We start from the raw sequence: 18,379 nt of genomic DNA on the forward strand, positions 1-18,379 counted from the left end.
AGGGGCCGATAGACAAGCGCTTGTTAGGGGGCATAACGTACCCGAATGGACTACGTGATCGGCGTCGATGTCGGCGGCACCTTCACCGACGTGGTCCTTCGAGGCACGTCCGGCGCCATTTCCGTGGCCAAATGTCTGAGCACCCCCCATGACCCCATCGCCGGAATCCTCACCGGCGTTACACAGGCGCTCGCCGACCGCGACCCGGCGCAGGTCAGACGAGTGGTGCACGCCACCACGCTGGCCACCAACGCGGTGCTCGAACGCAAGGGCGTGCGGGTCGCCTATGTCACGACCCGGGGCTTCCGCGCGGCCATCCCGCTCGGCCGCTACGCCCGCGTCGAGGAGGACCGGTACGACCTGCGCTTCTCGCCGCCCCCTCCCCCGGTCGCCGCGGAGGACTGCTTCGAGGTGGTGGAGCGGGTCTCGGCGCGCGGCGAGGTGCTGACCCCGCTCGATGCCGATTCGGTACGGCGCGTGGCGGCGGAGATCGCGCGACGGGGCATCGGGTCGGCGGCCGTGTGCCTGCTGCACTCCTATGCCAATCCGGCACACGAGCGCCAGGTGGCGGCGATCCTGCGGGAATCGGTCCCCAATGTGGTGACCTCGTCGGAGGTGTGGCCGGAAATCCGCGAATACGAGCGCGCCACCACCACCATCATGTCCGCATATATCGGCCCATTGATGGCCTCTTACCTTTCGCAGCTGCGCACCCGGCTCGCCGGCCTCGGCATCCACGCGCCCATCCACGTCATGGAGTCGAGCGGCGGCGTGATCTCCGCCGAGCTGGCCGCCCGGCGGGCGGTGGCCACGATCGAGTCCGGCCCGGCGGCGGGTGTGCTGGCGGCGGCCGGGGCCGGGTTCGCGGACGTGATCTCGTTCGACATGGGCGGCACCACCGCCAAGGCATGCGTGGTGCGCGGCGGGCGGCCCGAGATCACCCACGAGTTCCACGTGGGCGGCAAGGGGAGTTTCGGCGGGCGGCGGGCGGGCACCGGCGTGCCGATCAAGACGCCGGCCATCGACCTGGCGGAGGTGGGGGCGGGCGGCGGCAGCGTGGCCTGGCTCGACGCGGCGGGGGCGCTGCGCGTGGGCCCGCACTCGGCCGGCTCGTCCCCCGGCCCCGCCTGCTACGGCCTGGGCGGCTCCGAGCCGACCGTCACGGACGCGAACCTGGTGCTCGGCTACCTCTCCTCGGCCTCTATCCCGCTGTCGCCGGCGCTGGCGGACAAGGCACTCGACCGGCTCGCGGGGCCGCTGGGGGTGTCGCGGGAGGAGGCCGCGTACGCCGTGCACGAGATCGTCAGCGCCTCGATGGCGTCGGCCGTGCACGTGGTCACGGTCCAGCGCGGGATCGACCCGCGCGGCTTCGCCCTGGTCGCCTTCGGCGGCGCCGGGCCGATGCACGCGGCGCGGGTGGCCGAGCGGTTCGGGATCTCCACGGTGGTGGTGCCCGCGTACTGCGGGGTGGCGTCGGCGGCGGGCCTGCTGGCCGGGGACCTTTCCACGGACCGCGTCCTGTCCCGCCTGGACGCGCCCGACCCTGAGGCCGTCTTCACCTCGCTCGCCGAGGAGGCCGCGGCCGACCTGGGCGTCTCGCTCTCGGACCCGGCGGTGCGGCTGCTGCGTTCGGTGGACGTCCGCTTCAAGGGCCAGTCCCACGACCTGACCGTCGACTGGTCTCCCTCCCGGGAGGTGCTCGCGTCCCGGTTCTGCGACCGCTACAGGCAGGTGTACGGGATCGCGCAGGAGGGCGAGATCGAGCTGGTCAGCTACCGCATCCGCCTGACGACCCCCGCCGACGCCCACGCACGGTCCACCGCGCCGACGCCCGCCCCTCCCCCGGCCGAACCGCACCCTCCTGGCGCCAGAAGGGCGTACTTCCCCGAGCTGGGCGGCTACGTCGAAACCCCCGTCCACACCAGGGACACCATGGAACGCACCCTCCACGGCCCGGCCATCGTCGAGGACACCGAGTCCACGATCGTCGTGCCGCCCGCCTGGACCGCCGCCCTCACCGAGTCCCACGCCGTCCACCTGACCCGCGGGAGCGAGAGCCCATGAGCGACGCCCTCACCGCGGAGGTGCTGAGGAACGCGCTGGTCGTGGCCGCGGAGGAGGCCAGCATCGTGGTGGTGCGCTCGGCGTACTCGACGTTCATCGTGGAGGGCTCCGACGCGTCGGCCGCCGTCCTGGACGCCCGAGGCCGTCTGATCGCCCACTCCATGGCCACCACGCTCATGAACAGCATGGCGCTCAAGGTCGCCCTCCCGGAGCTGATCGAGGACATCCCCCTGGAGACGATGCGCCCCGGCGACGTGTACGTGCTCAACGACGCCTACCGGGGCGGCGTGCACACCAACGACCTGCTCGTCTACCGGCCGGTCTTCGTCGGCGGAACCCCCGCCTACTTCACCGCCACCATGATCCACGTCTCCGACCTGGGCGGCCTCTCGGCAGGCGGGATGGCCCCGCTGGCCACGGACATCTTCCTGGAGGGCCTGCAGCTCCCGCCGGTCCGCCTGGCCACCGCCGACGGGATCGAACCGGCCATGGAGGCCATACTGCGGGCCAACAGCCGCACCCCGGACAAGGTCATGGGTGATGTACGGGCGCTCGTGGCGGGCACGGCGGTGGCCGCCGCCCGCCTCGAGTCGCTGATCGGCGAGTACGGCGTAGAGGGCCTGGCGGCCGGCGTCGACGACTACCTGGACTACACGGAGGCCAGGACCCGCGCCTCGCTGGCCGAGCTGCCTGAGGGCCGGTTCGAGGCGGCGTACCCGATCGATGACGACGGGATAAATCCCGAAAAATCACACCACATCCGCGTCGCCGTCACTCTCGACGCCACCGGCGCCGTGCTCGACTTCGCGGGCACCGACCCGCAGGTCCCCGCCGCCGTCAACGCCTCGGCCTCGCAGTCCCTGGCGGCGGCCGTCTTCGCGGTCCGCTGCTTCCTGGACCCGACGATCCCGATGAACGACGGCTGCCTGCGCGCCATCGACGTCCGCCTGCCCGAGGGCTCGCTGCTGAACGCCCGCTCCCCGTACCCCTGCGGCGGCCGGTACGTCCCGATCTACGCCGCCATGGAGGCCGTCTTCCAGGCCCTGTCGGACGCGGTGCCCGAACGGGCGATCGCGCCGAGCGGGATCCTGCAGCCGTTCTCGATCGCCGCCGTGGGGGCGCCGTACTGGATCCATCTGTCGTACGACTTCGGCGGCGTGGGCGCCCGGCAGGGGCTGGACGGGCCGGACGCGACGGGCGTGCACTTCGGGGTCGGCCGCAACTCGGTGCCGCAGGCCGAGCCGGTGGAGAGCCGCTGCCCGCTGATCGTCGAGTCGATCGAGACGATCCCGGACTCGGGCGGCCCCGGACGCTTCCGGGGCGGGCTGGGGTCGCGGACCGTCTACCGCTTCCTGGCCGACTGCCACGTCACGACCCGCGGTGACCGCCTCCGCCTCCCGCCCCCGGGCAGGGACGGCGGTCTGCCGGGCCGGGTGGGCGGGTTCTTCAAGCGCCACCTGGACGGGACGGTGGAACGGCTCGCGTCGAAGGTCAACAATGTGCGATTCGCGGCCGGAGAGGCGTTCATCGTGGAGACCACCGGCGGCGCCGGCCTCGGCCCGCCGAGCGAACGGGACCCGGCGGCGGTCCTGGCCGACCTCGAGGCGGGGCGCGTCACGCCCCGAGGGGCGGCCGAGGACTACGGGGCCGAGACTCAGTCCTCGATCAGGTCGGCAGGATCGAAGCTGATCGGGTAGGGCGCCGTCAGTGATGCGAGGGTCCCGGCCTTGTGCGCGACGGGCCCTCTGTAGGAGTCGCCGTCGAGGTCGTAGACGTAGAGCGTCGGCCCTTCGTCGAGCTCTACACGCCAGTAAGTGGGAATGCCGGCCTTGGCATATGCCTCCACCTTGGTCGCCCGGTCACGTGTCTTCGTGCTCGGACTGACCACCTCCACAGCGAGCAGCACGTCCTCGGGCGTGAACATGAGTTTGACCGACTCGAACCTGCCCTTGGGCACCACGACCAGGTCCGGGATGTAGAAGTCCGTGTCCGACGCGCGCACGTTGACCGTGGAGAACACCTTCAGATGCGACGGCACCGCCTGGTGGAGAAGCATCTGCAGCCGGAAGAGCGCGTCCTGGTGCAGGGGGTGGGGGCAGGGCTCACTACCAGGCTCCCGTTGAAGAGCTCGTAACGGTTCCCGTCATCGGGGAAGTTGAACAGGTCGTCGACGGTGAACGGCGCGGCCGGAAATGCCGTGCGCTCCGTCGGTTCGATCGTCGCCATCGCGGTCACCCATTCAGTATCGGGAGTCTCGCCCTCGCCCACATGCTACTTCCCCGGATTTCCTCACTTTGAGTCACGAGACCGCCACGCTTCGGCGCCTTGCCGCACCGCCGCATGCACGGCCCGCGCCACCCGAGCCCCCCACTCCGACCGAGGCCCCCCGAACAACTCCGGCGTCCCCTCGACGGGCACGGCCACGCACACAGCGTCCGACGCCGTCCCCGTGCACGGGAACCCGGCCTCGATCAACGCCTGCGACTTGGCCTCCGTGACGGTCATGACGGCGTTCACCAGGGCGGCGTCCGTCATGGCCACAGGCACCACGGCCACGATGTTGACGGTGCCCACCCGCATCGGGGCCAGCTCCGGATCCTGGAAACCCTCCGGGGCGGCCGCCCAGGTGGGGACGCGTAACCCCACGGTCGCGAAGGCCTCTGCGCCGCCGTCCGCCGCGCGCACGTACCGATCGACCGACGCGGCGGTCATCATCCCGACCCCGGCGCCCGCGGGCCCCAGCGAGAGGAGATGATCGACGGGGTCCATCCGCGAATATCCGGCCACGACCTGCGCGTTCAGCACCCACTCGCGCTCCCCGATCCCCCCGCCGAGCATCGCCGAGGAGATCATCCGCCAGCCCGGCCCGAACTCCCACAGCAGGGCCCCGAGCCGCACCCCCTCCTCCACCCGATACGTCAGCTTCACGACCCTCCCCTGACCAAGAGGACGACGGGCCGCCCGTCCGGCCCCGGCTCGATCTTCACATGGGCGTCGAAGTGCCGTCCGACCAATTCCTCGGTGAGCACCTGGGCGGGGTCGCCGGAGGCGACGGCGCGGCCGTCGGCGAGCAGGAGCAGCGCGTCGGCGTACAGGCCGGCCACGGTCAGGTCGTGCAGGGTGGTGACGACGGTGAGCCCGTCGGCGCGTCTGAGCCGGTCCACCAGCTCCAGCACCTGCTGCTGGTGGCCGAGGTCGAGCGCGGTGGTCGGCTCGTCGAGCAGGAGCACGGGGGCCTGCTGGACGAGCGCCCTGGCCAGGACGACGCGTTGCCGTTCCCCGCCGGACAGCTCCCCGACGGGACGCGCAGCGAGGGCGCCGAGGTCGAGCCGGTCGAGCACGGAGGCGGTGACGTCGCGGTCGTGGCGGCTCTCGCGTCCTAAATACGGGATGTACGGCGTGCGCCCCAGCAGCGCGTAGTCGAAGACGGTCATGTCGGGCGGCAGGGCGGGCGTCTGCGGCGCGTACGCCAGCAGCCTGGCCCGCTCCCGTGGCTTCAGCCCCGCCGCCGGCCGCCCGGAGAGCGTGACGTCCCCCCGGTGCGCCACCAGCCCCATGACGGCCTTGAGCAGGGTGGACTTGCCGGCCCCGTTCGGCCCGATGATCGCCAGCCACTCGCCGCGGCGCACCCGCAAGCCGACGTCGCGGACGACCTCGCGCTCGCCGAGCCGCACCGACAGGCCCCGGGTCTCGATCACGCGACCGCCCGCCTGGTCATGCGCAGGACCGCGACGAAGAACGGCGCCCCCACGAACATCGTGACCACGCCGATCGGCAGCTCGGCCGGCGCGAGGACGGTGCGGGCGACGAGGTCGGCCAGCACGAGGAACGCGGCTCCGCCGATCAGCGACAGGGGCAGCACGATCCGGTACGAACCGCCCGCCAGCCGCCGCACCACGTGCGGGACCACGATGCCCACGAACCCGATCAGCCCGCTCACCGCCACGGCCGCCGCGGTGGCCAACGAGGCCGCCAGCAGCACCGCGAAGCGCACCCTGGCCGCCCGCAGGCCCAGGCTGGTGGCCTCCTCGTCGCCGACGGACAGCACGTCGAGCATGCGCCCGTGCAGCAGGAGCAGAACGGTGGAGACGACGGCGTACGGGAGCACCAGCCAGAGCTGGTCCCAGCCACCGCCGACGTCGCCGAGGATCCACGAGTAGATGCGCTGCAACTCCTCGACCTTGAACTGCTGCACGAACGTCTGGATCGCGGTCAGGAACGAGGTGACCGCCACCCCGGCCAGCACCAGCGTGGCGGTTCCGCCGGCGCGCCCGGCCGTGTTGCCGAGCATGTAGGCCAGGAACACGCCCCCCACGGCCCCGATGAACGCGGCCACAGGGATGCTCTGCGCCACGGCGGGCAGCGCCACGATGGCGACCGTCGCGGCCAGTCCCGCGCCGGCGGCCGCGCCCAGCAGGTACGGGTCGGCGAGCGGGTTGCGGAACACGCCCTGGTAGGCGGCCCCGGCCATGGCCAGCAGCCCGCCGACCACGGCGGCGACGAGCACCCTGGGCAGCCGCAGCTCGTACAGCAGCCCCTGCTCGACGGGCGCCAGGCCCGAGTCGACGTGGACGAACGGCAGCCAGTCCACCGCCTGGAGCACCACCTGCCACGGCGAGATGTCGGCGGCCCCGTCGAGGAGTCCGGCGATCATGGACGCGGCCAGCACGCCCAGGGCGCCCGCCACCCAGAGGGGTCTGGCCCTGGACGGGCCGGCCTGCGTCGCCATGGTCAGCTCGCGCCGGCCTTGGACACGGCGGCCCCGATGGTCTCGGCGAGCTCGACGATGCGCGGGCCCCAGCGGGAGGCGACGTCGTCGTCGAGCAGGATCACCCGGTCGTTCTCGATCGCGGAGAGATTCTTCCAGCCGGGCCGCTTGGCCAGGGCGTCCTTGTTCTGCTGACAGCACTTGACGTCCGCAAGGAAGATCAGGTCCGGGTCGGCCTGGGCCACGAACTCGGCCGACAGCTTGGGATATCCGCCTGCCGCGTCGGGCGCCTTGTCGGCGATGTTGGTGAGGCCGAACATCGCGTAGATCTGACCGATGAAGGTCTTGGACGTCGCCGCGTACGGCGTCTGGTCGAGCTCGTGGTAGTACGTGAGCTTCTTGTCCTTGGGCGCCTCGGCGGCGAGCTTGTCCATGGCCGCCTTCATGTCGGCGACCAGCTGGTCGGCCTTGGCCTTGTTGCCGGTGGCCGCGCCCAGCTCGGCGATCTCCTCGTACGCGTCGTCGATGTCGGTGGCGGCGGGCTGGAGGAGGACGGGCACGTTGACCTTGCCCAGCTCGGCGACCACCTGGTCCAGGTCGTCGGAGAGCACGACCAGGTCGGGCTTCTTGGCGACGATGGCCTCGACGTTCGGCTTGAGGCCGGACAGGTCGGTCTTGGGGGCCTCGGGCGGATGGTTCGACTGGTCGTCCACCGCGACGACCTGGGGGCCCGCGCCGATGGCGAACAGCGTCTCGGTGTGGGTGGCCGAGAGCGAGACGATCCGCTCCGGCTTCTTGGTGAGCGTGAGCTTGCCGTTGCCCGCCTCGACGGTGACGGGGAAGCTCTCCGCGGCGGGGGCCGCGGGGGCGGTGGTGGCGGAGGGGGTGGCCGTGGTGCCGGTCTGACCGCATCCGGCCAGCACCAGCGTTCCCAGCAGCGCGCCCGCGAAGGCCGTGCGTACGGGCCTCACGAGAAGTCCTTTCACACTGTCGGAACCGAGAGACCCGCGATGAGCGACGGATCACCCTTTTCCACGAGGGTTGATGGCGTCAGCGCAGAGGCAGGCGACCTGGCTATGACAGTTGCGGGACAGCGCCGGACTCGCACCGGACTTCGCTGCAACACTGCGCTTCCGACAAACCGTATCAATGCCCCAAATATCCTCAGCGTCAAGGGGCGAGTTGGGACTCCGCCTCGGCGATGATCCGCTGCAGCCTGAGCCCGTGGGCCGCGTCGAGCGGGTGGCCCCCGTTCCGCACGGTACGGGCGAACTCCTCGGCCACGACGTCCAGGGGATCGTCGTCGAAGGACGGCAGGACGGCACTGCCGGTGCGGCCGTACACGGCGAACGTCGGGGGCGGCAGGTCGCCGACGGCGGCCATGCACAGCGACGCCTCGGAGACCGCACCGCCCTCGTGCTCCAGCAGCAGGCCGGTCCAGCCGCGCGAACGCCCGTGCGCGCGCACGCCGGTCACCGGGCCGAGCGCGGCGTCCAGCAGGTCGATCACGTGGGGGCCGACGTCGAGCAGCGCGCCGCGCTCCAGCCGCCACGGCGTGGCGAAGGGGTGGTCGCCGAGGAGCGCGCCGGAGATGTTGGCGGCGTGGCCGCCGAACGGCTCGATCTCGCGGCACCGGGCGAGGAACGTGCGGGTCTGCGCGGCGTAGCGCAGGGTGAGCAGCATCTGGGAGGCCACGCCCGCCTCGGCGACGGCGTCGGCCAGCCGTTGAGCCGCCTCCAGGGAGTCGGCCAGCGGTTTCTCCAGCAGCAGCGCCTTGCCCGCGCGGGCGGCGCGCACGCCGATCTCGGCCTGCACGGCGGGCGGCACGCAGAACGCCACGGCCTCACAGGCGTCGAACAGCTCCTCGATCCGCTCGAAGACCGGCGCGCCCAGCTCGGCGGCCGCCTCGGGGCGCCGGGCCCACACCCCGGCCAGCCGCGTGTGCGGGCTCTTCGCCAGCATGGGCGCGTGCGCCATCCGGGCCCACGGCCCCGCTCCGACCAGCCCGACCGCCACCGGCTCCATACGACCTCCCGAGATCACCGAGAACGCTCATGCGAACACCGGATGGCTGCGAGTATTCCGCTTGCGGGCGCAATCATGGAACTTTCCCCGCTTCGGAAACAACATCCTGTGGGGTCGTTTCGGAGTCAGGCCCGATGGGCGGGCGCCCCGCGCGGCGCCCGCCCATCGGCGTCACTGGGCCGCGCGCCACCTCTGGACGGCGTGCTGCGGGCGGTGGGCGAGGGTGCCGGAGTCGATGACGAGGGTCTGGCCGGTGACGCAGCGGCTCTCGTCGGAGGCCAGGAACGCCACCAGGTTCGCCACGTCCTCCACCGTGCACGGCCACGGCAGGAGGCGCTCGGCGGCCTTGTCGGCGAGCTGTTCCTGCGTCAGGGCGCGCTGCGCGGCCGGGGTGAGGACGAGCGCGGGGGCGACGGCGTTGCAGCGGATGCCGCGCTCGCCGTACATGGTGGCGACGTAGCGGGTGAAGCCGATCAGCGCCGACTTGGAGGCCCCGTACGCGGCGTGGACGGTGTCGCCGGTCAGGGCGGACACCGACGACGTGAGCACGATGGCGCCGCCGTCGGGCATGGCGGGGACCGTGTGCTTGACCATGAGCATGGCGCCGCGCAGGTTGACCTCCATGGTGCGGTCCCAGACGGCGACGTCGAGCCCGTCCAGCTCGCGGTCCCGGCCGTACACGTCGTGGTCGAGGGCGGCGGCGTTGGAGTGCAGGACGTCCACCCGGCCGAACGACGCCACCAGGGTCGCGACCGCCTCCTCCACCTGCTTCTCCTCGGAGACGTCGCAGGTGAGCGCCGTGGCGGTGCCGCCGCGGGCGCGGATGGCGGCGGCGGTGGCCTTGGCGGCGGCCGCGCGCAGGTCGAGCACGCCCACGCAGGCGCCCTCGGCGGCCAGCCGGGCCGCGCACGCCTGGCCGATCCCGGACCCGGCCCCCGTCACCAGCGCGACGCGGCCGTCGAAGCGGCCGCTCACCACGCCACCCGCAGCGACGTCAGCCCGCGCCCGACGATCGACTTGCGGTGGGCGACCGGCTGGCCGGGGACGAGGCGGAGCCCCGGCAGGCGGCGGCCGAGCACGTCGAGGGCGGTGCGCAGTTGCAGGCGGCCGAGGGCGGCGCCCACGCAGAAGTGGATGCCGTAGCCGAAGACCATGTGGTCGGCGGCGTTCGGCCGGTCGATCCAGAAGCGTTCCGGGTCGGGGAAGACGGTCTCGTCGTGGGCGGCGGAGTCGGTCGACAGCAGGACCAGGGCGCCCGCCGGGATCGTCACGCCGTGCAGGGTCACGTCGGCGGCGGCGTAGCGGAACGAGCCGAGCGAGGCGCCGTCGATGCGCATGCACTCCTCGGCCGCGTTCGCGGTCTTCTCCGCGGGCACCGGCCAGGCTCCCTCCCTGAGCAGGCGCAGGACCGAGTTGCCGAGCTGGTTCGGGACGGTGTCGTTGCCGCCGAGCAGGATCGTGGAGATCAGCTCGACCACCTCCCTGTGGGTCAGCTCGTCGCCGATCAGGGAGGTCATCAGCGAGGCGAAGTCGTCCTTGGGGTCCTTGGCCCGGGCGGCGACCAGCCGGTCCACGTAGTCAAGATAGGTGAGGAAGCTGTCGGCGAGCTCCAGCTGCCGCCCGGGCGGCTGAGGCGACAGGAAGAGCTGGAACCAGTCCTTGACGTGCGCCTGCACGAACGCCTCGTCGGACTCCGGCACGCCGATGAAGCGGGCCGTCAGCTTGATCGACGGCTCGTGCCCGATCTCGGCCACGAAGTCGGCCTCGCCCCGCGGCTCGATCCGGTCGAGGACGTCCTCGTTGAGCCGCCGGAAGGCGTCCTCCATGGCGGCGACCGCCCGCGGCGTGAACGCCCTCGACACCGACCGGCGCAGGCGGGTGTGGTCGGGCGGGTCGACGTTCGCCACGAAGCTGGACAGGAAGGAGCCGTGCTCGCCCAGCTTCTCCTTCGTCTCCTCGGTCAGGCTCCGGGAGATCGTGAGCGAGCCCTTGGAGGAGAAGCGCCGCGGGTCGCCGTACGCGGCTCGCACGTCGGCGTAGCGGGTCAGCACGTACGCCTGGAGGTGCTCGCTCCAGAACACCGGTGACTCCCTGCGGAGCCGGGCGAGGAAGGGGTACGGGTCCGCGACGTGCCAGTCCGAGCCGACGTCGAAGTCATCGGTCATGCGAAGATCCTCCGCGGGTTGTCGACGAGCATCTGATGGATCTGGTCGTCCGTGACGCCCCGTTTGCGCAGCTCGGGCACGACGTCGCGGGAGATGTGGAGGAGGTGGTAGTTGGGGTGGCGCACGCGTACGACGTCGGCGTCGAAACGATCGTTGAAGCAGTACGAGTCGTGACCCAGCACCATCCTTCCGGCGTGCCCGCGCTCGCACATCGCGGCAACGGTCGACACCCGCTGCTCGAAGGAGCTGATCGTCTCGATCCCGAAGCGGTCCATGCCCAGGTAGGAGCCGCCCGCGACCAGCTCCTCCAGATAGGCCAGGTCGGCCGAGTCCCCGGCGTGCCCGATCACCACCCGGCTCAGGTCGACCCCGAGCGAGGCGAGCAGGCGCTGCTGCTCCAGGCCGCCCTTGGAGGCGCTGTGGGAGTGCGTGGTGATCGGCGCGCCGGTCGCCAGATGCGCCTCGGCGACCGCCCGGAACACCCGCTCGCACCCCTTCGTCATCCCGAGGTGGTCGGAGGCGCACTTGAGCATGGCGGCCTTGACGCCGGTCCGCCCGATGCCCTCGGCGATGTCCCGTACGAAGAACTCGGCCAGCCGGTCCGGGCCGCCGAAGAGCGATCCGGGTCCCCGGTTGGCGAAGTACGGCGGCAGCGTGTCGTAGGTGTAGAGCCCGGTCGCGGCCACGATGTTCACGCTGGTCAGCTCGGCCACCCGCTGCACCGACGGGATGTGGCGGCCCAGCCCCACCACGGTCAGGTCCACGATCGTGTCGATGCCCTCGGCCTTGAGCGCGTCGAGCTTGCCCGCCGCCTCCCGCGCCCGCGCCTCCGGGTCCCACCCCTCGGGGATGTCGGGCCAGTTCCACAGGATCTCCGGGCTCAGCCCGAAGACGTGCTCGTGCATGAGCGTCGCGCCGAGGTCGGCGACCGGTCCTCTCACGGTCTCAGGCACGGGAACCTCTCGTGCTCGAACGGCCGGTTGACCTGGAGTCCGAGTCCGTCGGTCTGCCGGTACGGCATGCCGGTGTAGAGGGCGTCGGCGTCGAAGTACGTGACGGTGAACGACAGCCGCGGGCGGTCGTGGCGGTTGGCGGGCGCGCCGTGCACGGTCAGCGCGTGGTGCACGGTGGCGTCGCCGGCCTTGAGGTCGAGCGGCGGCGACAACTCCAGCTCCTTGAGCCACGGATGCTGGCTGAGCTGGTCGTCCCCGGGGCGGGTGAAGCTGCGCCCGAGCAGGCCGTAGCGGTGCGAGCCGTCGTAGAACCTGAGCGAGCCCATGTCGGCGGGCACGTCGGCCAGCGCCAGCCACACGGTCAGCATGGCCGAGCGGTCCATCGGCATCCAGGGGAAGTCCTGGTGGAACTCGGTCGCGCCGTGCTCGCCGGCCTCCTTGACCAGGAGGTTGGTGACCTGGACGCGGACCGCCCGGACGCCGCGCAGCAGCCGTACGGCGTTGCGCCCCATCTGGGGGCTCATGGTCAGCGCGCCGAACATCTCGTCGCTCGCCGCGATGTCCCTGGACTGCCCGAAGGCCTGGTCGACCAGGGTCCGCTTGTCCTTCTCCCGGCCGCCGAGGTAGCCGGTGGCCCGCTCGCGCAGCTCGGCGACGCTGCCGGGGTCGATGAGCCGGCCGAGCCGCACCCAGCCGTGTTCGTGGAAGAACGCCACCTCGTCGTCGGTGGCCTGGCGCACCGGGATCTCCATGGCCCCAAGTCTCGCATCTGAAGCAAGCGCTTGGTAAGACACGAATTGAGTAGCCCCATACTCATGCGCGCGCCGCCGCCCGGGCCGACGCTCGGGGGCATGACCACAGTCGAGACACACCCTGCCACCGCCGGCTTCACCCGGTACGCGATGATCGTGTGCGCGGTGGCCGCACCCCTCGCGCTCGCGCTGTCGCTGCTGCTCGCCCCGAACGACACCACCGCCGAGGGCGAGGCGTACATCCGGTCCTTCATCGCCGACGTCGACGCGTACCCGCTCTGGAGCTGGGTCAGCGTCCTGAGCTTCGCCGCCGTCATCCCCATGATCCTGGGGGTGAGCAAGGTCGCCAGGTCGGGGCGGCCCGTGCTCGGCCTGGTGGGCATGATCCTCGCCTTCATCCTGGCGCTGCCGGTCGGCCTGAACACCGACGACGTGATCTATGCGGCACACAAGATCGGGCTGGACGTGCCGACCATCGACCGGCTCGTCACGGAGATGAACGAGGGACTCCCGACCTCGGCGCTCGGGTTCTCGTTCTTCGCCAGCCTGCTGGGCTTCGTCCTGCTGGGCATCGCCGCGTTGCGCAGCGCGGCGCCGAAGTGGGCGGCGATCGCCATGATCGTGGCGCCGTTCCTCGTCCCCGTCGCCTGGATCGCCCAGCTGGGCAACCTGGCGGCAGGCACGGCCTGGCTGGTCTTCGCCGCCGCCGCGGGCGGCATCACCCTCGCCCTGCCCGCCGCCCCTCACCGCGCCTGATCCCGGGGCGGAATACCCCGCACCCGCCTCACCGTCCGATCCTCCGGCTCTGAGCCGATCCCCCACGCCCCCGCCCGCGCCGGCCCCGGCAGGCCCCAGCCACCGTCCCCAGCACCTGCGCGGCGACCCCTCGCCCAGATCCACCGGGCATCCCGGACGCCAGGGAAAGAAGCACCACATGTCCGCCCTGGAGTTCGCGGCGCGAGCAGCATCGCACCCGGAGCGGGGCGTCTGGGCCAGGAGGATGTGGACCAGGCCACGTCGGCGGGCGCGGGGGCGGCCGTGGGGGTGGGCGGGGCGGCCATGGGTGGGCGTGGGGCGGCCGTGGGGCGGCTGCCGGGCCCTCGTCCGCCGGCGCGGGCCCGGTGCGGCTGGTGGGGCCGCGGCCCGTCCAGCGAGCTGACGGCGACGGCGGGTCCGGTTTCCCCGTACAGTGGCAGCCAAGCGCTTGCTCGACAACGGCGGGGAGGGGACGTGCGGCCGTTCAGGTTCGGGGCTGTGGTGCGGGAGGCGGAGTCCGGGAAGGAGTGGGCCGAGAAGGCAAGGCGGCTGGAAGGGGCCGGGTTCGAGGTGTTGCTGGTGCCCGATCATCTGGTCGGGCCCCGGTTCGGGCCCATCGCGGCGCTGACCGCGGCCGCCTGCGCGACCGACCGGCTGCGCGTCGGGACGCTGGTGTTCGCCAACGACTTCCGGCATCCGGCGGTGCTGGCCAAGGAGGCGGCGACGCTCGACCTCCTGTCCGGCGGGCGGCTGGAGGTCGGGATCGGGACCGGGTGGATGGCGGGCGACTACGCGGGGGCCGGGATGGCGCTGGAGGCGCCCGGGGTGCGGGTGGAGCGGCTCGGCGAGGCGATCGCCGCGCTCAAGGGGCTCTGGGGGGACGGGCCGTTCCGGTTCGAGGGACGGCACTACCGGATCGACGGCCTCGATCAGCGGCCCAAGCCCGTGCAGCGGCCGCATCCGCCGCTGGTGCTGGGCGGGGGCGGCCCGCGGGTGCTGCGGCTGGCGGCCGAGCAGGCCGACGTGGTCAACATCGGGATGCGGGTGAGGCGGGACGGCAGCGGGCCCGACAGGAGGGACGGCGGGCTGGAGGCGTTCCTCGGCAAGCTGCGGCACGTCCGCGCGGCGGCCGGCGACCGCTACGCCCGCCTGGAGCTGGGCACGAGCGTGGTCCAGGTGGGCGAACGGAAGGCTGAGGACGCGTGGAGCGCGGCCGACAGCTCGTCACTGGACGAGACGCCCCAGGTGCTGCTCGGGACACATCGCGACATAGTCGACAAGCTCCGCTATTGGCGGGACGAGCACGATATTTCGTACTTCGTCGTGCACAACGAGCGCGATCTCTCCGCCTTCGCCCCGGTCGTCGAGGAGCTGGCTACGGCACGAGGATGACCTTGCCCATGGTGTTCCTGCTCTCCAGGGCCTCATGCGCGTCGGCGGCCCGGGCCAGGGGGAAGGACTGGACGGCGGGCGTGAGCGATCCGTCCGCGACGGCGTCCAGCGCCCGGGCGCGCAGTTCGTCCATGCCCCCGTCGCGGCCGAGCAGGTGAGCGATCCCGTCGTACACGGTCACGCCCCGCGCGGCGGCCTCCTCCGGGTCGGGGAAGAACCACTCCCCCGCGGCCGACCCGAACACCACGTGCCGCCCGCCCCGCCCGAGCAGCCCGTAGGCCGCTCGCCCGATCTCCCCGCCGACGCCGTCGAAGACCACGGTGACCTCGCCGAACGCCTCCCGCACGAGTTTGTCCCAGCCGGGCTGCCGGTAGTCCACGGCCAGGTCGGCCCCGAGCTCCTCGACGCGCCGCACCTTCACCGGTCCGCCGGCCGCGCCGATCACCCGCACTCCGGCGCGGCGCGCGTACTGCACGAGCAACGTCCCGATGCCCCCGGCGGCCGCCGTGGCCAGCACCATGTCGGACGCGCTCAGCGGTGCGAGCTCCAGCAGGCCGAACGTCGTGGCGCCCGTGGTGTTCATGGCCACCGCCGCGCCGGGGTCCACGTGATCGGGAAGCTCGGTCAGCGTGGCGGCGCCCGCCACGGCCAGGGAGGCGTACCCGCCGGAGGTCACGTCGGCCGTCACCACCCGGCGTCCCACGAGGTCCGCCGGCACTCCCTCGCCCACGGACTCCACCACGCCCGCGACCTCCCCGCCCAGGATGGCGGGCAGCGGTGGCGCGGGGTGCGGGCCGACCGGCCGCCCCTGGCGGAGCAGGGTCTCGATGAAGTGGAGCCCGGCGGCGCGCACGGCGATGCGGACCTCCCCGGGCCCGGGCACCGGATCGGGCAATGTCTCCAGGCGGAGGTTCGCGGCGGGTCCGTAGGCGTGCAATCTGATCGCTTCCATACGCTCACCCTGCTACCTCAAGCTTGGTTGAGGTCAAGCGTGCCGGATGATGGAGTCCATGGACGAGATGCTGCTGCTCCGGCACGGTCAGACCGAATGGAGCAAGGCGGGCAAGCACACCGGACGCACCGACCTGCCTTTGACGGAGCACGGCGAGGAGGAGGCCAGGGCGCTGGCGCCGCTGGTCAAGGAGCGGACGTTCGACCTGGTGCTGGTCTCCCCCGCCCAGCGCGCCCGGCGCACGGCGGAACTGGCCGGGCTGGCGGACTACGAGGTGGACGCCGACCTGTGGGAGTGGGACTACGGCGGGTACGAGGGCATCACCACACCGACGATCCGCGAGACCCGCCCCGGGTGGTACCTCTGGCGCGACGGCGTGATCCCCGGCGACGCCGAACACCCCGGCGAGAGCGCCGCGCAGGTGGGCGCCCGCGCCGACCGGGTGATCGCGCGGGCCAGGGCGGCCGGCGGGCGGGTGGCGCTGGTGGCGCACGGCCACTTCCTGCGCGTCCTGGCCGCCCGCTGGCTGGGCCTGGAGCCCGCGGACGGCAGGCTGCTCAAGCTGGACACGGGCACCTACTCGCGGCTCGGCTTCGAGCACGCCGAGCCGGTGCTGCTGGCCTGGAACGCGCCCGTCAGCTGACCTTGGTCCGCAGGGCCGACTCGTGCAGCGCCCTGCTGAGCAGCCAGCCGCGCAGCGACCCGAAGCCCGCGTCGTACGACGTGGGCTGCTCCCACAGGGCCACGAAGACGCTCTGGGTGATCTCCTCGGCGTGCTCCCGGCTCTTGGTGATCTCGACCGCGACGCCGTACACGTGCGATCCGTGCTGGTCGTAGGCGTCGGCGAGAGCGTCGATGTCGCCTGCCGTGATGCGCGCGCACAGTTCCACGTCGCTCATCAATCGCACCCCAGGGTCGCGGCGGCCTGGATCAGGTCGCGGGCGAGGGCGCTGTCGCCCTCGGCCGCGTACGGGAAGGCGTCCGGCGGCCACCGGTTGGCCATGAGCCGGCAGAAACCCACCGCGTCGGCCGAGATCAGCACGGCGACGTGGTCGGGGACGGGCGAGAGCGGGATCGTCCAGGTGCCGCCGCCCAGTCCGGTCAGCACCACGGTCGCCGACACGTTCCGGCGCGGCCCCTTCAAGGCACGCGGCAGCAGCGCCAGGCCAAACCCGGCGATCATGTGCACGTGCTCGTCGCGCGGTGCGGCCCTGGAGCGGTCGGTGGCGGCCCTGATGTCGTCGGCGTGCGTCCACGTCTCGAACGTGCGCTGGACGAGCGCCTGGCGCAGCGGCGCGCGGGCCGGCCGCGCGCCCGCCAGGGCGACCTCCACGCCGAGCAGCACCTCGTTGCTGGAGGAGACGCGTTCGAGCAGGTGGCCCGCCTGCCCGCGCCAGCGCCGGTGCAGCGTCGTCTCGCCGGCCACCGGCACGCCCATGAACCGGGCGATGGCGCCGTCGTTGTCCGCCAGGTGCTCCACCAGCCCCCGGACCGTGCCGTGCTTGGCGACGGGAGCGTCCCACTGGTCCGCGCTCAGGTCGGCCAGCAGGTCGTCCATGAGCGCGACCTGCTCGGCGTACGGCGCCGCGACGGACGCCACCGCCGTCAGGGCCGGGCTGCGGCGGCGGCGCGCCTTGGACAGCACCGCCTCGCGCAGCGTGGGCGGCGGCGTCACCGCCGGGCCGGGCTGGTCGAGGAGCGCGATGGCCGCGCGGCAGTCGGGGCACGAGGCGACGTGCTCGTCGGGGCTCTGCCCGTTGTAGAGGTATGAGTCCGTCATGGCCACCTCCGCAGCCGACGCTAGCCCGGCGGGGCCCCTGGTGCCAGGCGGCAGCCGGGGAACGGTGCCAGAAGCGTCTCACGCCAAGGGCCGTCGAGGTAGTCGCGAGCCCGTTTTCCCCAGTCCAGAAGCCGGGAGTCGGGCGGCACCTCGTCGTCGAGGCCCAGGGCGGCGTCGCGGGCGCGCTGGGTGACCAGGTGGTCGTCGAGCGAGACGGCCCACAGGGTGACCGCCTCGGTGTCGCAGAAGAGCACCTCGTACAGGCCGACCAGGGTGTGGCCGTGCTCGGCGAGCAGCGGGGCGCGCTCGGCGCGGACCGCGGCCAGGTAGTCGAGCGCGGCGCCGGGGCGGACCCGGGCGCTCTCGAAGAGGTAGAGCTCCGCGGCGGGCGCCTCGGCCAGCGGCGGGCAGCCCGGCACGGCGCCGAGCGGCCGCGAGAAGGCGGAGAAGCGCAGGTCGTCGATGTCGGACAGGAACAGCTTCGCGTCCACCCCGCGGTAGATCTCCATCATCTGCCGCCAGCCGCCCTCCCAGCCGCCGTGGCAGTCCCAGAGCGTGACGGCCTTGAACTGAGGGTGGCCGGTGATGCCGACGGCGTAGAAGGCGCCGACGAGGTCGATCTCGCGAGATCTGATGGACTTGCCGGAGGTGAGCGCGGGAGCGGTGCGGGTCTCGTCCTCGCGTTTGTAGTCGGTCAGCCAGGTCAGGTACTCCAGCGGCCGCCTGGAGTTCATCGGTCTGAAGTCGACCTCCTCGAGCAGGTGGATCGCGCGCCGCACCACAGGCCTCCTCCGCCGGGATCCCGCCGTCCGCCCCGACCTCCGCCGCACGT

The 18,379-nt window shown here is 72.5% G+C and carries 19 protein-coding genes; 5 read left to right on the plus strand and 14 right to left on the minus strand.

Annotated elements, in window-relative coordinates:
• The first annotated feature begins 45 nt into the window (after positions 1 to 45).
• Positions 46 to 2,064: a hydantoinase/oxoprolinase family protein gene (locus ID574_RS33760; protein ID WP_188193033.1), complete on the plus strand. Its 2,019-nt coding sequence runs from the start codon at positions 46 to 48 to the stop codon at positions 2,062 to 2,064.
• Positions 2,061 to 3,761 (plus strand): hydantoinase B/oxoprolinase family protein, encoded by a 1,701-nt coding sequence (locus ID574_RS33765; protein WP_188193034.1) that lies wholly within the window; start codon positions 2,061 to 2,063, stop codon positions 3,759 to 3,761. The genes ID574_RS33760 and ID574_RS33765 overlap by 4 nt, the downstream gene beginning before the upstream one ends.
• Here ID574_RS33765 and ID574_RS33770 read toward each other — a convergent pair.
• From ID574_RS33770 to ID574_RS33815, 10 genes are all read right to left on the minus strand, one after another.
• Complete coding sequence (locus ID574_RS33770; protein WP_188193035.1) at positions 3,719 to 4,120, minus strand: Uma2 family endonuclease; 402 nt, start codon at positions 4,118 to 4,120, stop codon at positions 3,719 to 3,721. The genes ID574_RS33765 and ID574_RS33770 overlap by 43 nt on opposite strands.
• Positions 4,121 to 4,353: 233 nt before the next feature.
• Complete coding sequence (locus ID574_RS33775) at positions 4,354 to 4,992, minus strand: adenosylcobinamide amidohydrolase (RefSeq protein ID WP_188193036.1); 639 nt, start codon at positions 4,990 to 4,992, stop codon at positions 4,354 to 4,356.
• A complete protein-coding gene (locus ID574_RS33780; RefSeq protein WP_188193037.1) occupies positions 4,989 to 5,762 on the minus strand; it encodes an ABC transporter ATP-binding protein in 774 nt (257 codons plus the stop codon). Before ID574_RS33780 ends, ID574_RS33775 begins: the two co-directional genes overlap by 4 nt.
• Positions 5,759 to 6,793 carry a FecCD family ABC transporter permease gene (locus ID574_RS33785; RefSeq protein ID WP_188193038.1) on the minus strand — a complete coding sequence of 345 codons (1,035 nt, stop codon included), beginning with the start codon at positions 6,791 to 6,793 and terminating at the stop codon, positions 5,759 to 5,761. The genes ID574_RS33780 and ID574_RS33785 overlap by 4 nt, the downstream gene beginning before the upstream one ends.
• Positions 6,794 to 6,795: 2 nt before the next feature.
• On the minus strand, positions 6,796 to 7,743 hold the full coding sequence (locus tag ID574_RS33790) for an ABC transporter substrate-binding protein (protein WP_188193039.1): 948 nt from the start codon (positions 7,741 to 7,743) through the stop codon (positions 6,796 to 6,798).
• A gap of 199 nt (positions 7,744 to 7,942) precedes the next feature.
• Complete coding sequence (locus ID574_RS33795) at positions 7,943 to 8,797, minus strand: Gfo/Idh/MocA family protein (protein WP_188193040.1); 855 nt, start codon at positions 8,795 to 8,797, stop codon at positions 7,943 to 7,945.
• 171 nt (positions 8,798 to 8,968) lie between these two features.
• Complete coding sequence (locus ID574_RS33800) at positions 8,969 to 9,772, minus strand: SDR family NAD(P)-dependent oxidoreductase (protein ID WP_188193041.1); 804 nt, start codon at positions 9,770 to 9,772, stop codon at positions 8,969 to 8,971.
• Positions 9,769 to 10,962 (minus strand): cytochrome P450, encoded by a 1,194-nt coding sequence (locus ID574_RS33805; protein ID WP_188193042.1) that lies wholly within the window; start codon positions 10,960 to 10,962, stop codon positions 9,769 to 9,771. Before ID574_RS33805 ends, ID574_RS33800 begins: the two co-directional genes overlap by 4 nt.
• On the minus strand, positions 10,959 to 11,915 hold the full coding sequence (locus ID574_RS33810) for a phosphotriesterase family protein (protein ID WP_223167325.1): 957 nt from the start codon (positions 11,913 to 11,915) through the stop codon (positions 10,959 to 10,961). The genes ID574_RS33805 and ID574_RS33810 overlap by 4 nt, the downstream gene beginning before the upstream one ends.
• The gene (locus ID574_RS33815) at positions 11,900 to 12,667 is read right to left on the minus strand and encodes a phytanoyl-CoA dioxygenase family protein (protein ID WP_188193043.1); all 768 of its coding nucleotides are present in this window, start codon (positions 12,665 to 12,667) and stop codon (positions 11,900 to 11,902) included. The genes ID574_RS33810 and ID574_RS33815 overlap by 16 nt, the downstream gene beginning before the upstream one ends.
• Before the next feature lie 99 nt (positions 12,668 to 12,766).
• On the opposite strand from ID574_RS33815, the gene ID574_RS33820 reads away from it, so the two are divergent.
• Both ID574_RS33820 and ID574_RS33825 read left to right on the plus strand, forming a co-directional pair.
• Entirely contained in the window at positions 12,767 to 13,423 is a 657-nt protein-coding gene (locus tag ID574_RS33820; RefSeq protein ID WP_188193044.1) for a hypothetical protein, read from the plus strand.
• Between the two features lie 474 nt (positions 13,424 to 13,897).
• Entirely contained in the window at positions 13,898 to 14,815 is a 918-nt protein-coding gene (locus ID574_RS33825) for a TIGR03621 family F420-dependent LLM class oxidoreductase (RefSeq protein ID WP_223167326.1), read from the plus strand.
• Here the strand turns inward: ID574_RS33825 and ID574_RS33830 are convergent.
• A complete protein-coding gene (locus ID574_RS33830) occupies positions 14,799 to 15,767 on the minus strand; it encodes a zinc-binding dehydrogenase (protein WP_188193045.1) in 969 nt (322 codons plus the stop codon). The two genes, ID574_RS33825 and ID574_RS33830, sit on opposite strands and share 17 nt — an antisense overlap.
• Before the next feature lie 58 nt (positions 15,768 to 15,825).
• Here ID574_RS33830 and ID574_RS33835 point away from each other — a divergent pair, with 58 nt between their 5' ends.
• Positions 15,826 to 16,410: a histidine phosphatase family protein gene (locus ID574_RS33835; protein WP_188193046.1), complete on the plus strand. Its 585-nt coding sequence runs from the start codon at positions 15,826 to 15,828 to the stop codon at positions 16,408 to 16,410.
• Here ID574_RS33835 and ID574_RS33840 read toward each other — a convergent pair.
• Genes ID574_RS33840 through ID574_RS33850 form a run of 3 tightly spaced genes read right to left on the minus strand, consistent with a single transcriptional unit; the run spans position 16,403 to position 18,326 of the window.
• Entirely contained in the window at positions 16,403 to 16,666 is a 264-nt protein-coding gene (locus ID574_RS33840) for a sigma factor (protein WP_188193047.1), read from the minus strand. The genes ID574_RS33835 and ID574_RS33840 overlap by 8 nt on opposite strands.
• Positions 16,666 to 17,547: a maleylpyruvate isomerase mycothiol-dependent enzyme family protein gene (locus ID574_RS33845; RefSeq protein ID WP_188193048.1), complete on the minus strand. Its 882-nt coding sequence runs from the start codon at positions 17,545 to 17,547 to the stop codon at positions 16,666 to 16,668. Before ID574_RS33845 ends, ID574_RS33840 begins: the two co-directional genes overlap by 1 nt.
• A 20-nt stretch (positions 17,548 to 17,567) precedes the next feature.
• A complete protein-coding gene (locus ID574_RS33850; protein WP_188193049.1) occupies positions 17,568 to 18,326 on the minus strand; it encodes a hypothetical protein in 759 nt (252 codons plus the stop codon).
• Positions 18,327 to 18,379: the final 53 nt, after the last annotated feature.

Origin of the sequence: Nonomuraea sp. SYSU D8015, from assembly GCF_008065375.1 — a bacterium.
Taxonomy (GTDB): domain Bacteria; phylum Actinomycetota; class Actinomycetes; order Streptosporangiales; family Streptosporangiaceae; genus Nonomuraea.